Genomic DNA, 14,279 nt, shown 5'->3' on the forward strand with positions numbered 1-14,279 from the left:
CGGCGCAACTGTAAAGATCTAACTGACAACCCACGGTAGATCTTCGGCAAGCCCAGCCTTTATCCTTGACGCCCCCCGCTGTGTCGAGTTCTGGAGTTTCGCCCATGCCCCATGAAGGCAACCTGCTACAAGCCGCTGTCGTGTTTCTGATGGCGGCCGTGCTCATCGTTCCGTTGGCCAAGCGCCTGCAACTGGGGGCAGTTCTAGGCTACCTGTTTGCCGGGGTGATCATCGGCCCGTCGGTGCTGGGCCTGATCGACAACCCGCAAAGCGTCGCGAACATTTCCGAACTCGGCGTGGTGTTGCTGCTGTTCATCATCGGCCTGGAGCTGTCGCCGCGCCGCTTGTGGGTGATGCGCAAATCAGTGTTCGGCGTGGGTCTGGCACAAGTGCTGCTGACCGGCTCGGTGATTGGCGTGGTGGCGCTGTGGGGCTTTGCCCAGCCGCTGAACACGGCAATCGTCCTGGGACTGGGTCTGGCGCTGTCGTCCACGGCATTCGGCCTGCAAAGCCTGGCTGAGCGCAAGGAGCTGACCAGCCCCCACGGGCGACTGGCGTTCGCGATTCTGTTATTTCAGGACATCGCCGCAATCCCCCTGATCGCCATGGTGCCGTTGCTGGCCGGCGGAAATCACAGCACCACCGCCAGCGAAGACCTCAACCACGGCCTGCAAGTGCTGGCCAGCATCGCCGTGGTGGTGATCGGCGGGCGTTATCTGCTGCGACCGGTGTTTCGCGTGGTGACCAAAACCGCGTTGCCAGAGGTCTCCACCGCCACGGCATTGCTGGTGGTGATCGGCACGGCCTGGCTGATGGAACTGGTCGGTATTTCCATGGCCCTGGGCGCCTTCCTCGCCGGCCTGCTGCTGGCGGATTCCGAGTATCGCCATGAACTGGAAGCCCAGATCGAACCGTTCAAGGGCCTGTTGCTCGGGCTGTTTTTCATCAGCGTCGGCATGGGCGCAAATCTGAGCCTGTTGCTGAGCACACCGATTGCCGTGCTGGGCCTGACCCTGCTGCTGATCGCGATCAAACTGCCGCTGCTGTTTATTGTCGGTCGCCTGGCCGGCGGCTTGAACAAGGTCAGTGCAATCCGCCTGGGTATCGTGTTGGCGGCCGGTGGTGAGTTTGCCTTTGTGGTGTTCAAGATCGGCCGGGATCACGGGCTGTTCGCGGCGCAAATGTATGACTTGCTGGTGTTGACCATCACCCTGTCCATGGCCGTGACGCCGCTGTTGCTGCTGGTTTGCGCGCGCCTGGTCAGCCCGAAAGTGCAACCGGTGGAAGTACCGCAGAAGTTCCGCGAAATCGACACCGACGCGCCACGGGTGGTGATCGCCGGCATGGGTCGCATGGGCCAGATCATTGCGCGGATCTTGCGCGCACAGAACATCAAGTTCGTGGCCCTCGACACCTCGGTTGAAACCATCGAACTGTCCCGCAGTTTTGGTGGCGTGCCGGTCTTCTATGGCGACCCGATGCGCCCGGAAATCCTCAACGCGGCCAAGGTCGGGGAAGCCGAGTATTTCGTGATCGCCACCGACGACCCGGACACCAACATCAAGACCGCGGAACTTGTGCGCAAGCTCTATCCGGACATGAAGATCATCGCCCGTGCCCGCAACCGTCAGCATGTGCATCGGCTGATGGACGTCGGCGCTCACGCCGTGCGCGAAACCTATTATTCGAGCCTGGAAATGAGCCGGCAAACCCTGATCGGGTTGGGGTTGACCCAGACCCAGGCGGATGCGCGGATCAAACGTTTCAAGCAGCACGACGAGGAGGTGCTTGAAGCCCAGCATGCGGTGTACGACGACGCAGTGAAAGTGCTGCAGACGGCGCAGGAAGCGCGGGCCGAACTGGCCAGGTTATTCGAGTCGGATCAACTGCAGGAGCAAGCGGGCACAAAATGAGGTGATTTTGAGGGCCCCATCGCGAACAGGCTGCACACACGCTCTTCCGTGGGAGCAAGCTTGCTCGCGATGAACGATAACGCGGTGTGATGGATCGACAACAATTGCCAGGGAACCACCATGACTGACCAACCTGCCCCAGCCCTCAAGGAAATCTTCAACACCGAGCGCCTCCAGCACATCGCCAGCGAAATGACCGCGGTCTATCCGCCATTCGAGGCCAGGCGCTTCCTGAAGCTGGCCCAGTCCGGCCTGGCGGATCTTGGCGTCATGCAGCGCATGGCCCGGGTCAGCGAGTGCCTGCACGCCGTACTCCCCCTGGACTACGAGGCGTCGCTGCAAGTGCTGCGCGCTCTCGCCCCGCGCCTCAACAGCAGCTTCGTCAGCATGTGCCTGCCGCACTATGTCGCCAGCTACGGCGCCCATGCGTTCGATCAGTCGATGGACGCACTGAAGTATTTCACCGCCTTCGGCTCCTCGGAATTCGCGATCCGTCATTTTCTGCGCAGCGACCTTGAACGCTCACTCAAGCTGATGCACGACTGGTCGCTGGATGACAACGAACATGTACGCCGCCTGGCCAGCGAAGGCTGCCGGCCACGCCTGCCCTGGTCATCCCGGCTGGAGCTCATCCAGGCCGATCCGACACTCGCCGCGAACATCCTCGACAACCTCAAGGCCGACACCAGCCTGTACGTGCGCAAATCCGTGGCCAACCACCTCAACGACATCACCAAGGATCACCCCGACTGGGTGCTGGACCTGATCGAAGGCTGGGCGCTGGACAACAGGCACAGCGCATGGATCGCCAGACACGCCCTGCGCAGCCTGATCAAACAGGGCAACCGGCGGGCACTGGCGATCATCGGCGCGGGTGGCAAGCCCGAAGTCGAGATCGTCGATGTGAAAGTCGAACCGCCGGTGATTGGCCTGGGAGAAAAGATCACCCTGTCGTTTGCCGTCAAATCCACCGTTGAAAGCAGTCAGCGTCTGGTGATCGACTATGCCATCGACTACGTCAAGGCCAATGGAAGCACCTCGGCGAAGGTGTTCAAGCTCAAGGCGCTGACCCTGCCCGGCAACGCGATCGAAGCCGTCAGTCGTGGCCAGCAGATCAAGGAACTCACCACCCGCCGGCATTATGCGGGGCGCCATGCGGTGCATGTCATGGTCAATGGAGAAAGGCTGGCCAGCACGGCGTTCGAGATTCTCGGTTAAACCATCAGATCAATTCTGTATGTGCCGCCGCCTTCGCTGGCAAGCCAGCTCCTACACAGGTATGCGTTGCCCCTGTAGGAGCTGGCTTGCCAGCGAAGGCGCCAGTTCAGGCACCGCCTAACAACAACCCCTGCTCCCGCTCACACAACTGCACCACATAATCCCACAACACCCGCAACCGCACCGATTTGTGCAACTCGCGGCGAGTACTGATCCAGTAGCTGCGCTGGATGCTCTCGTCTGGCAGCAGCGGCACCAGGTCCGGGTCGGCACTGGCCATGTAGCACGGCAGCACGGCAATCCCCAGGCCTGAGCGCGCGGCCTGATGCTGGGCGATCACGCTGGTGCTGTGAAACACCACCCGCGGGTTGCGGCAGAAGCTGTTGAGGAACATCAGTTCCTGGCTGAACAGCAAATCATCGACATAGCCAATCCACCCATGACGCCCCAGGTCCTCACGACTGCGCAACGGCGGTGAGCGATCGAGGTAGTCCTGGCTGGCATACAACGCCAGGCGATAGTCGGTGAGCTTGCGGGTGACCAGCATGTCGGCGGCCGGGCGCTCGAGGTGGATGCTGATCTCCGCCTCGCGGTTGAGGATGCTGACAAAACGTGGCACCGCCACCAGTTCCACTTCCAGCCCCGGGTAGCGTTCGAACAAGCCGTTCATGCGACTGGCGAGGAACATGATGCCCAGCCCTTCGGTCACCCCGACGCGGATCTTGCCCAGCGGCGCGCTGGACTGGGTGATTTCCTCCTGGGCCAGCAACGCCACGTTCTCCATCGCCTCGGCGTGTTTAAGCAACGCCTCGCCCGCCGGGGTCATCTCATAGCCCTGGGCATGTTGAACGAACAACGCCGTGCCGAGGCTCTTTTCGATGGCCTCGATGTGCCGCGCCACGGTGGCATGGGTGGTGTTCAGGCGGCGGGCGGCCGTGAGCAAGCGCCCGCTGCGTTGCAATTCGAGAAAAAACCGCAGGTCATTCCAGTCGAACATGAATCGTCCTTGTTCTTTGGCGTTCGGGATGCTGTTTAAAAACGCACAGCGGCTGCGCAAAAACTAACATTCTTTTGACGAAAGCTAACAACTAGGATGACAGACAACAAGAACAACAAAACGAGATCAGGGATGCAGACTTCTCTGGATGAATACGATTACATCGTGGTCGGGGCCGGGCCGGCCGGGTGTCTGTTGGCCAATCGACTGTCGGCCAACCCGCAACATCGCGTGTTGCTGCTCGAAGCCGGTGGCCGCGACAACTATGCGTGGATTCACATCCCCGTGGGTTACCTGTTCTGCATCGGCAACCCGCGCACCGACTGGTGCTTGAAGACCGAAGCGCAACCGGGCCTGCAAGGGCGCGCCCTGAGCTACCCGCGCGGCAAGGTGCTGGGTGGCTGCTCATCGATCAATGGCATGATCTACATGCGCGGCCAGGCCGCTGACTACGACCGCTGGGCCGCCGACGGCAACCCTGGCTGGAGCTGGCAGGACGTGTTGCCGCTGTTTAAACAGAGTGAAAACCACTTTGCCGGCGCCGCCGAATTTCACGGTGCCGCGGGCGAATGGCGAGTCGAGCGTCAGCGCCTGTCGTGGCCGATTCTCGACGCCTTCCGCAGCGCCGCCGAACAAAGCGGCATCGCCAGCATCGATGACTTCAACCAGGGCGACAACGAAGGCTGTGGTTACTTCCAGGTCAATCAGAAGGCCGGCATCCGCTGGAACGCGTCCAAGGCCTTTCTCAAACCCATTCGCCAGCGTCCCAATCTGACCGTGCTGACCGGTGTCGAAGTCGACCGCGTGCTGCTGGACAATGGCCGCGCCTCGGCGGTCAGCGCCCGCTGGCAAGGCCAGGCGAAAACCTTCAAGGCGCGCAAGGAGATCGTCCTGTGTGCCGGCGCGGTCGGCTCGCCCGGCATCCTGCAACGCTCCGGCATCGGCCCGCGTGCGCTGCTGGAACGGCTGGGCATTGGCGTCGCCCATGAGCTACCCGGTGTGGGTGGCAACCTGCAGGATCACCTGCAACTGCGGCTGATCTACAAGCTGGAAAATGCCCGCACCCTGAACCAAATTGCCGGCAGCCTGTGGGGCAAGCTGGGCATGGGCCTGCGCTACCTGTATGACCGCAGCGGCCCACTGTCCATGGCGCCGAGCCAGTTGGGCGCCTTTGCCCGCTCGGGGCCGGAGCAGACTTCAGCCAACCTCGAATATCACGTACAACCGCTGTCGCTGGAGCGCTTTGGCGAACCGTTGCACGCTTTCCCGGCGTTCACTGCTTCGGTCTGCGATCTGCGCCCGCAAAGCCGTGGCCGGGTGGACATCCGCTCGGCCAACCCGCAAGAAGCACCGCTGATTCAACCCAATTACCTGAGCCATCCGCAAGACCTGCGGGTCGCCGCCGACGCCATCCGCCTGACCCGGCGCATCGTCGCCGCACCGGCCCTGCGCCCCTTCAATCCCGTGGAATACCTGCCCGGCGCCAGCCTGCAAAGCGAAGAACAGCTGCATGAAGCCGCCGCGCGGATCGGCACCACGATTTTCCATCCGGTGGGCACCTGCCGTATGGGCAACGACGCCGACGCCGTGGTCGATGCGCAGCTCAAGGTCCATGGCATCCCCGGCCTGCGCATCGCCGATGCCTCGATCATGCCGCGCATCACCTCGGGCAACACCTGCTCGCCGACGCTGATGATTGCCGAGAAGGCGGCACAGATGATTCTCACTTCTCCGGTAAGCACGCCCTCTGTGGGAGCGGGCTTGCCCGCGATGACGGTATGACATTCAACATTAACTTTGACTGATCCGCCGCCATCGCGAGCAAGCTCGCTCCCACAGGACTCGCATCAGCTTCACGGACACTGAGCATCACCCCTGAAATGGAACACGCAACACCAGTGGAACAACAAAAACAATCACTGTGAGGGATACCGGTATGTCAGAACACGTTCAGTCCCTGGAAGCCGTGCGCAGCGCGGGCACCAGTCAGGAAACCCAGAAAGTCATCTTTGCCTCGTCCCTCGGGACGGTCTTCGAGTGGTACGACTTTTTCCTCTATGGCGCCCTCGCGGCGGTGATCAGCAAGCAGTTCTTCGCCGGGGTCAACGACACCACGGCGTTTATCTTCGCGCTGATGGCCTTCGCCGCCGGCTTCATCGTCCGGCCGTTCGGTGCGCTGGTGTTCGGTCGGCTGGGGGACATGATCGGGCGCAAGTACACCTTCCTCGCCACCATCATTCTCATGGGCCTGGCAACGTTCTGCGTCGGATTGCTGCCGACCTACGCCAGCATCGGCATCGCTGCGCCGATCATCCTGGTGGTGTTGCGCATGCTCCAGGGCCTGGCCCTGGGCGGTGAATACGGCGGCGCCGCGACCTATGTCGCCGAGCACGCGCCCATCGGCAAGCGCGGCTTTCACACCAGCTGGATTCAATCCACCGCGACCCTGGGCCTGCTGCTCTCGCTGCTGGTGGTGTTGGGCTGCCGCTACTTCACCGGCGATCAGTTCGAAGTCTGGGGCTGGCGCATTCCGTTCCTGTTTTCCATCGTGCTGCTGGGCATCTCGACCTGGATTCGCCTGAGCCTGCACGAGTCGCCGGCCTTCGTGAAAATGAAATCGGAAGGCAAGTTGTGCAAACAGCCGATTCGCGACTCCTTCGGTAAATGGGAAAACCTCAAAGTGGTGTTGATCGCGCTGTTCAGCATCAATGCCGGGCAAGCGGTGACCTTCTACGCCGCGCAATTCTATGTGCTGTTCTTCCTCACCCAGTTCCTGAAAATGGACCCGGCCGTGGCCAACGGTTTGCTGATTGTCAGCGTGATCATTGGCGCGCCCTTCTTCATCTTCTTTGGCTGGCTGTCGGACAAGGTCGGGCGCAAACCGGTGCTGATGATCGGCCTGCTGCTGGCCACTGCGCTGTATTTCCCGATCTTCAAGACCCTGGCCCACTACGCCAACCCGGCCATTGACCAGGCCAGCCGCCAGGCACCGATCACCGTGATGGCCGACCCGGCCACCTGCACCTTCCAGTTCGACCCAGTGGGCAAGGCGAAATTCGACAGCCCGTGCGACAAGGTCAAGACCTTCCTGGTCAAGCAAGGCCTGCCGTACCAGAGCGCGCCGGCCCCGGCCGGCAGCGGTGTGCAGGTCAGCGTCGGTGACGTGAAGATCGAGGGTTTCGACGAAGCTGCCCTGCGCGGCGCCGTGACCCTCGCCGGCTACCCGCAACAGGCGGACATGCAGCAGATCAACAAGCCAATGATCGTGGCGCTGATCGTCGCACTGATCATTATCTCCGCGATGTGCTACGGCCCGCTGGCGGCGTTGATGGTCGAACTGTTCCCGACCCGCATCCGCTACACCTCGATGTCGCTGCCCTACCACATCGGCAACGGCTGGTTCGGCGGCTTTTTACCGACCGTGTCGTTTGCGCTGGTGGTGTACACCGGAGACATCTTCTACGGGCTGTGGTATCCGGTGGTGATCACCGGGGTGAGCCTGGTGGTGGGGATGCTGTGCTTGCGTGAGACACGCAACGTCGATCTCGACAAGAACTGAGGTCATTGCTCGCGACGAGGGAGCGCCTCCCTCGTCGCGGCGATCAGCCCCAATCACACTTCGGCATCGAGCAGTTCGAACTTCACCTGATCCGGATAGAACGCCACATACTCACGAATCTGTTCGACAGACACCTTGGGATTCTCGTAACTCCACGCCGCGTTGGCAGCCTCATGCCCTGGTACCTGCAAACTGAAATAGCTGGCATCGCCCTTGTACGGGCAATAACTGGTGTGGTCGGTGCGGGCGAAATACTTCTCGTCGATGTCCTCTCGCGGCACGTAGTACACCGGCGGATAGTTGGCTTCCAGCAACACCAGGGCCCGCGCCGAGGCGGCCACTTGAATACCGTGAAACCTTACCAGCAGGCAGCCAGGCTGCTCGGCGATGGTGATGACAGGGCTAGGACCGGAGCTTTTCATGGAATGCGTTCCTCATGACGGTGATGGACCTGCAAATCGATGATGTGGGAGCGTGGCTTGCCCGCGATGGGCCGCGCAGCAGCCCCAAAACCCGAGACCACGATTCATCAGGTATAACCCAAGTTTCCCCCTCGCGACGGCTTCGCAGCCGAACGGGGCGACACACCAGGCTGTACATCCATACAGATAAAGATTGCTCCATCGCCCATCAACCGCCATTCTGTGCACCCCTGGCACATTGATCGACGATGGTGGTTATGCGGTTGTACCTCTGTGAAAAACCTTCCCAGGCCAAAGACATTGCGGCAGTCCTCGGCGCCCGGCGCCGGGGCGATGGCTGTTGGCTGGGAACGGACGTCACGGTGACCTGGTGCATCGGCCATCTGCTGGAAACCGCACCGCCGGATGCCTACGACGCACGCTACAAGCGCTGGGTGCTGGCGGACCTGCCGATCATTCCCGAAAAGTGGAAAATGACCGTCAAGCCGCGCACCGCCAGCCAGTACAAGGCGGTCAAGCGTTTGCTCGGTGAAGCATCCGAACTGATCATTGCCACCGACGCCGACCGCGAGGGCGAGATGATCGCCCGGGAACTGGTGGAGCATTGCCGCTATCGCGGGCCGATCCGCCGACTCTGGTTGTCGGCCCTGGACGATGCGTCCATCCGCAAGGCCCTGGCGGCACTTAAACCAGGGAACGAAACCTTCAGCCTCTATCACTCGGCCCTGGGGCGTTCCCGGGCCGACTGGCTGATCGGCATGAACATGAGTCGGCTGTTCACCTTGCTGGGGCGCCAGTCCGGCTATCAGGGCGTGTTGCCGGTCGGCCGGGTGCAAACGCCGACCTTGCGCCTGGTGGTGGATCGCGATCGCAGCATCGCCGACTTTGTGCCCGTCCCCTATTGGGCCATCGACGTGCAACTGCTGCACAACGGCACCGTGTTCACCGCGCAATGGCGCGCGCCATCGGAGCTTTGCGATGATCAGGACCGCTGCCTGAACCAGGCGCTGGCCCAACAGGCGGCGGCCGCCATGCGCGGCGCAGCCAGTGCGCGGGTGATCAAGTTGCGCACCGAGCGAATGCGCGAAGTGGCCCCGCTGCCGTTCGATCTGGGCACCCTGCAGGAGGTCTGCTCGAAGAAACTCGGCCTCGGCGCCCAGGAAACCCTGGACATCGCCCAGGCGCTGTACGAAACCTACAAAGTCATTACCTATCCGCGCAGTGATTGCGGCTACTTGCCCCTCAGCCAGCACAGCGAGGCTCCAGCCATTCTGGCGGCGTTACGCCAGGCCGATCCGGCGTTGAACGCCTTGCACGATCACCTGGATCCGCAACGGCGTTCACGGGCCTGGAACGATGCGAAGGTCAGCGCCCACCACGGCATCATCCCCACCGCTGCAGCGAAGAATCTCGACAAGCTGGCGGGTAAACAACGTGCGGTCTACACCCTGATCCGCGCGCGGTATCTGGCGCAGTTCCTGCCCAATCACGAATACGACCGCACCCAGGCCGACTTCGACTGCGCAGGCGAGGCCTTGCGCGCTGTCGGCAAGCAGATCATCGAGCCTGGCTGGAAACGCGCCCTGCCCGAAGCGCTGGCGCAGGCCAAGGGGCGCGAAGCTCCCGCGCCGCAGACCCTGCCCAACCTGGCCGAAGGCATCGATTGCGCAGTGGCCGGCGTGCAACTCAAGGACCTCTGGACCCAGCCGCCGAAGCCGTTCACTGAAGGCGATCTGATCAAGGCGATGAAGAATGTCGCCAAACTGGTGGAAGACCCGTTGCTCAAGCAAAAACTCAAGGACACCACCGGCATCGGCACCGAAGCGACTCGCGCGTCGATCATCCAGGGCCTGCTCGACCGTGGTTATCTGGTCAAGCACGGCAAGGCGCTGGCCGCCACTCCCGCCGCATTCAGCCTGATCGACGCCGTACCGCGGGCCATCGCCGATCCGGGCACCACGGCGATCTGGGAACAGGCCCTGGACATGGTGCAAAGCGGGGAAATGAGCCTGGAAGAGTTCGTCACCAAACAGGCGGCGTGGATGAGCAAGCAAGTCAGCCGTTGCGCCGGGCTGAGCCTGACCATCAGCGGCCCGCCGCCCACCGGTTCCGCCGCAACCCCCTGGAAGAAAAAACGCAAAGGCACTCCGCGCAAACCAGCGAGCGGCACCAAGCGCAGGTCAAAACCGGCAAGCAATACCTGAACCCGCCACCGAACCCTGTGGCGAGGGAGCTTGCTCCCGCTGGACTGCGCAGCAGGCCCAATGATTTTGTTTGAAAGCGAGAGCCGCTTCGCGACTCAACGGGACGGTGCGGCGATCCGACAAGCTCCCTCGCCACGGATCGTGCGACGCCGGCCATAATCAATTGTGTCCCTTGGCCTGTCAGGAGCCACTTCAAATGTCCTCGATAGAACTGCACGCCGCCCAACGCGATGAGCTGGAAACCATCGAGAACCTGATGCAGTTCTACGCCTACGACTTCAGCGAATGGTTGCCGTTGAAACTGGGCGAATACGGTTTGTTCAACATCCTGCCCATGCCCGACTACTGGCGAAATCCGGCCACCCGGCCCTTCCTGATCAAGGTCGACGGTGAACTGGCCGGTTTTGTGACCGTGGATAACCAGGTCCATCTACCCGGTGCCGAGTACAACATCGGCTATCTGTTTGTCAGTCGACGCTTCCGTGGCCGGGGTGTCGCACGATTTGTCGTTTCCACTCTCTTGAGCCGATTCCCCGGTCAATGGCAGATTTTCCACATCGAGGCCAACCAGCCGGCACGCCTGTTCTGGGCCGCCGTGATGCCAGGGCTCGCCATTGGCGGATTCACCTTGCATCAGCAGTTGGTGGACCGCCATCCCTGCACTTTTTACCGCTTTGAGTGTCCGCCTTTGTCGTCCTGACCGACACGTCCTCGGCTGCGCCTGCTAATTCCGAACAGCTTTGTCCGACAATATGTAGTGACCAAAAATAATCACTACAAAACCGTTGACGCCTTCGATTTGCCCTTGCATGATGCAGATGTCTCCCCGATCGGGAGTACAGGCAACACGTTTGAGCAAGCTCGTCTGACCGCCGAGCTGTTTTTCCCGGTTACACGCTGCCCACAAGGCAGATTGAAGAAGCTGACCTGGCCTGAACGTCCAGTACAAGGGCGAGAAGTCTTGGCGAGCAATCCTCATGATGCTTGTGGCCGACCCTGAAAACGTCGGCAGTGGCCTTAAGGTTTTCGCCGCTTCTCTTCGTTGTGACGCTATTGCGTAGCAGTTATTCAACACGACTACATGCAACAGACGCAGGACCCCGCCCGATAAGGCGGTCGAACGCTGACGTCCTGGTTTCGGTGCCAGGGATCAACTAACCGATGGGCTACCTGTACTAGCGAATCAACTTTGAAAGATCACCAATTGGTCAAGGGGCTTTATGATGAATCTGAACAATCAACCAACTATCGATGAACTGGCTCGTATCTTCGCTGCAAAGAAAGACAGCCACGACAGCCATATTCTCTGGATCAGCAAGTGTGGCCAGGTTCATATCGACTGCCTGTCGCCGCATGCCCATGAAGCAGAGTTCGACCAGAACAACCAGAACCTGCTCGCCCGACTGAAGATGTACCGTCGCGGCCAGGGCTATGTCGGCAAGAAGGCCGCGGCCGACAAGGACTTCATCGGTAATGTTCTGCAAACCCTGAAACAGGCCTGGGCCTCGATGCAGGATCAGAACGAAGTTCGGGTGATTGACCGGTTCTACTAATTGAAATGAGTCATCACTGACTTATTGATAAACAAGACCTGCTCCCGATAAGGAGCAGGTTTTTTTTCGACCAGACGCGGCCTCTTGTAGGAGCTGGCTTGCCAGCGATGGTCGTCAACGATAACGCGTGTAAACCGGATAAACGCGGCGTACTTGAGTCCATCGCCGGCAAGCCGGCTCCTACAGGGTTTTGTGGTGTTCAGGAAAAATCGGTGCCTGACACCAGCTCCACAAATGCCAACGCCGCCGCACTGTGGTAGTTGTTCTTGCGTCGCAGCAACGCGGCGCCGCGTTCAGGCGCTGCGCCCAGCATTGAAAGTTTGCGCAATGCCCGATCCTCAGTAGCAATGGGGTCCGGCAGGATGGTGGCGATGGCGCAATGGCGGATGACTTCCAGCAGCGTATTGACCGAATTCACTTCAATCACAACCTTGGGCGTGATGTGCGCCTGAGCGAAATACGCATCGATGCACGTGCGGGTGATGTAGTCGGGGGTCAGCAGGGCGAACTCAAGGCGGGCGATCTCTTCAGCAGACAACGCCGCCTGATGCTCATATAGCGGATGATCGCGCCCAACCATCAACCCCAGGGTTTCGGTAAAGGCCGGGATCGATTCGATGTCGGTGCTTCTCGCCTGATCGAACGCAATCGCGATGTCCAGCGAATCATCCGCCAGCCCCACCTCGATCTCGTCCATCGACAGCTCGAAAATCTCCAGATGGATATTCGGGTAACGCGCCATGTAGTCGCGCACCAGCGGCCCTACCAGATAGGCCATGAAGGTCGGTGTCATGGCCAGGCGCAGGTTCCCGCGGGACAGATCCTTCACGTCGTGCAACGCACGCTTGCCCGCCTCCAGCTCCACCAGTACCCGCCGCGCGCATTCAATGTAAGCCTCGCCGGCATCGGTGGGTTTGACCGTGCGCGAGGTGCGGTCGAACAGGCTCACACCGAGGGACTCTTCCAGCTGGCGGATCTGCTGCGACAAGGTCGGCTGGGACACATGCAGCACCTCGGCGGCGCGGGTGAAACCACCCTGGTCGGCCACCGCCAGCAGATAACGCAGATGTCGAAGCAACATGGGACTCTCCATCTATAGGCAGTGCTTATGGCTTGCATTGTATATCGGTCTTGGACGCTATGGATTGATCGGCAGAAGATGGCCCCACACCCAAGCGACACCCCTTCCGATAGGAGAATCACCATGCAACAGTCCCATGCCTACAACGACCCAAGCCTGGCCCTGACCACTTCTGTCCTGGACGCCAAGGCGCGCAAAAACCTGTCGTGGCAGGACCTGGCCGACGGCACCGGCTTGAGCCTGGCCTACGTCACCGCCGCCCTGCTCGGTCAACACCCGCTGCCGCAAAGCGCTGCCAAAGTGATTGGCGACAAACTCGAACTGGAAGCCGACGCTGTCGCCCAACTGCAGATCATCCCACTGCGCGGCAGCCTCTCGGGCGTGCCGACCGACCCGACCATCTACCGCTTCTACGAAATGATCCAGATCTACGGCACCACCCTCAAAGCCCTGGTTCATGAGCAGTTCGGCGACGGCATCATCAGCGCGATCAACTTCAAGCTCGACATGAAGAAAGTCGACGATCCGGAAGGCGGCTCCCGCGCCGTCATCACCCTCGACGGCAAGTTCCTGCCCCTGCGTCCTTTCTAAGTTGATACCGGCCCGCACACCCTGTGCGGGCCGAACCCTGCTCATCCATGAGGAAGCGATCATGAAAGCGCTCATCGACGGTTTTTTGAAGTTCCAGAAAGAAGCCTTTCCACAACGCACCGACCTGTTCAAACATCTGGCCACCACCCAACATCCCGGCACGCTGTTCATCACCTGCTCCGACAGCCGTGTCGTGCCGGAACTGCTGACCCAACAAGAACCCGGTGAACTGTTCGTGATCCGTAACGCCGGCAACATTGTGCCGTCCTACAGTCCGCATCCGGGTGGTGTGTCGGCCACGGTCGAATACGCCGTCGCGGTGCTCGGCGTGACTGACATCGTGATCTGCGGCCATTCGGACTGCGGCGCCATGACGGCCGTGGCCAAGTGCACCTGCATGGATCACCTGCCCGCCGTCAGCGGCTGGCTGCAACATGCCGAGTCGGCGAAAGTGATCAACGAAGCCCGGCCACACACCAGTGAGGCGGCCAAGGTCAGTTCGATGGTTCGGGAAAATGTCATCGCCCAACTGGCCAACATCCAGACACACCCGAGTGTGCGACTGGCCCAGGAAAAGGGCCTGTTGAACCTGCATGGCTGGGTGTACGACATCGAGACCGGTTCGATCGACGCACTGGATGCCGGCAGCCGGAGCTTCGTGTCGCTGGTCAAGCATCCGGGCACTTGTGCCGTATCGGCCAAGACGATCAAAGCCGCGTGATCAGAACCGCGCTCTGATCA

At 61.1% G+C, this 14,279-nt stretch carries 12 protein-coding genes; 9 read left to right on the forward strand and 3 right to left on the reverse strand.

Annotation, left to right across the window (positions count from 1 at the left end; all coding sequences use genetic code 11):
• Positions 1-104 precede the first annotated feature (104 nt).
• Both KGA81_RS16405 and KGA81_RS16410 read left to right on the forward strand, forming a co-directional pair.
• A complete protein-coding gene (locus KGA81_RS16405) occupies positions 105-1,913 on the forward strand; it encodes a monovalent cation:proton antiporter-2 (CPA2) family protein (protein ID WP_223547236.1) in 1,809 nt (602 codons plus the stop codon).
• Positions 1,914-2,033: 120 nt separating this feature from the next.
• Entirely contained in the window at positions 2,034-3,131 is a 1,098-nt protein-coding gene (locus KGA81_RS16410; protein ID WP_223547237.1) for a DNA alkylation repair protein, read from the forward strand.
• Positions 3,132-3,237: 106 nt separating this feature from the next.
• Here KGA81_RS16410 and KGA81_RS16415 read toward each other — a convergent pair whose 3' ends face one another.
• Positions 3,238-4,128: a LysR family transcriptional regulator gene (locus KGA81_RS16415; RefSeq protein WP_223547238.1), complete on the reverse strand. Its 891-nt coding sequence runs from the start codon at positions 4,126-4,128 to the stop codon at positions 3,238-3,240.
• 132 nt (positions 4,129-4,260) lie between these two features.
• On the opposite strand from KGA81_RS16415, the gene KGA81_RS16420 reads away from it, so the two are divergent.
• Both KGA81_RS16420 and KGA81_RS16425 read left to right on the forward strand, forming a co-directional pair.
• The gene (locus tag KGA81_RS16420; protein WP_223547239.1) at positions 4,261-5,910 is read left to right on the forward strand and encodes a GMC family oxidoreductase; all 1,650 of its coding nucleotides are present in this window, start codon (positions 4,261-4,263) and stop codon (positions 5,908-5,910) included.
• 154 nt (positions 5,911-6,064) lie between these two features.
• A complete protein-coding gene (locus KGA81_RS16425; RefSeq protein ID WP_223547240.1) occupies positions 6,065-7,687 on the forward strand; it encodes an MFS transporter in 1,623 nt (540 codons plus the stop codon).
• A 53-nt stretch (positions 7,688-7,740) separates the two neighbouring features.
• Here the strand turns inward: KGA81_RS16425 and KGA81_RS16430 are convergent, their stop codons facing one another.
• A complete protein-coding gene (locus tag KGA81_RS16430) occupies positions 7,741-8,109 on the reverse strand; it encodes a DUF427 domain-containing protein (protein ID WP_218428694.1) in 369 nt (122 codons plus the stop codon).
• Positions 8,110-8,366: 257 nt separating this feature from the next.
• Between KGA81_RS16430 and KGA81_RS16435 the strand changes: the two genes are divergently transcribed.
• The 3 genes from KGA81_RS16435 (at position 8,367) to KGA81_RS16445 (ending at position 11,866) form a co-directional block, all read left to right on the forward strand.
• Positions 8,367-10,313, forward strand: a complete 1,947-nt coding sequence (locus KGA81_RS16435) for a DNA topoisomerase III (protein ID WP_263293359.1) — start codon at positions 8,367-8,369, stop codon at positions 10,311-10,313.
• 196 nt (positions 10,314-10,509) lie between these two features.
• Positions 10,510-11,013 (forward strand): GNAT family N-acetyltransferase, encoded by a 504-nt coding sequence (locus KGA81_RS16440; protein WP_223547242.1) that lies wholly within the window; start codon positions 10,510-10,512, stop codon positions 11,011-11,013.
• 523 nt (positions 11,014-11,536) lie between these two features.
• Positions 11,537-11,866, forward strand: coding sequence for a hypothetical protein (locus tag KGA81_RS16445; protein ID WP_223547243.1), 330 nt, complete (start codon positions 11,537-11,539; stop codon positions 11,864-11,866).
• Between the two features lie 199 nt (positions 11,867-12,065).
• On the opposite strand, the gene cynR is transcribed toward KGA81_RS16445, so the two are convergent.
• Positions 12,066-12,947 carry a transcriptional regulator CynR gene (gene cynR / locus KGA81_RS16450; RefSeq protein WP_223547244.1) on the reverse strand — a complete coding sequence of 294 codons (882 nt, stop codon included), beginning with the start codon at positions 12,945-12,947 and terminating at the stop codon, positions 12,066-12,068.
• Positions 12,948-13,070: 123 nt separating this feature from the next.
• Here cynR and cynS point away from each other — a divergent pair, with 123 nt between their 5' ends.
• Complete coding sequence (gene cynS / locus KGA81_RS16455; protein ID WP_223547245.1) at positions 13,071-13,538, forward strand: cyanase; 468 nt, start codon at positions 13,071-13,073, stop codon at positions 13,536-13,538.
• A 61-nt stretch (positions 13,539-13,599) separates the two neighbouring features.
• On the forward strand, positions 13,600-14,259 hold the full coding sequence (locus KGA81_RS16460; protein WP_223547246.1) for a carbonic anhydrase: 660 nt from the start codon (positions 13,600-13,602) through the stop codon (positions 14,257-14,259).
• Positions 14,260-14,279: the final 20 nt, after the last annotated feature.

Source organism: Pseudomonas sp. A-B-19 (assembly GCF_019947515.1).
Taxonomy (GTDB): Bacteria; Pseudomonadota; Gammaproteobacteria; order Pseudomonadales; family Pseudomonadaceae; genus Aquipseudomonas.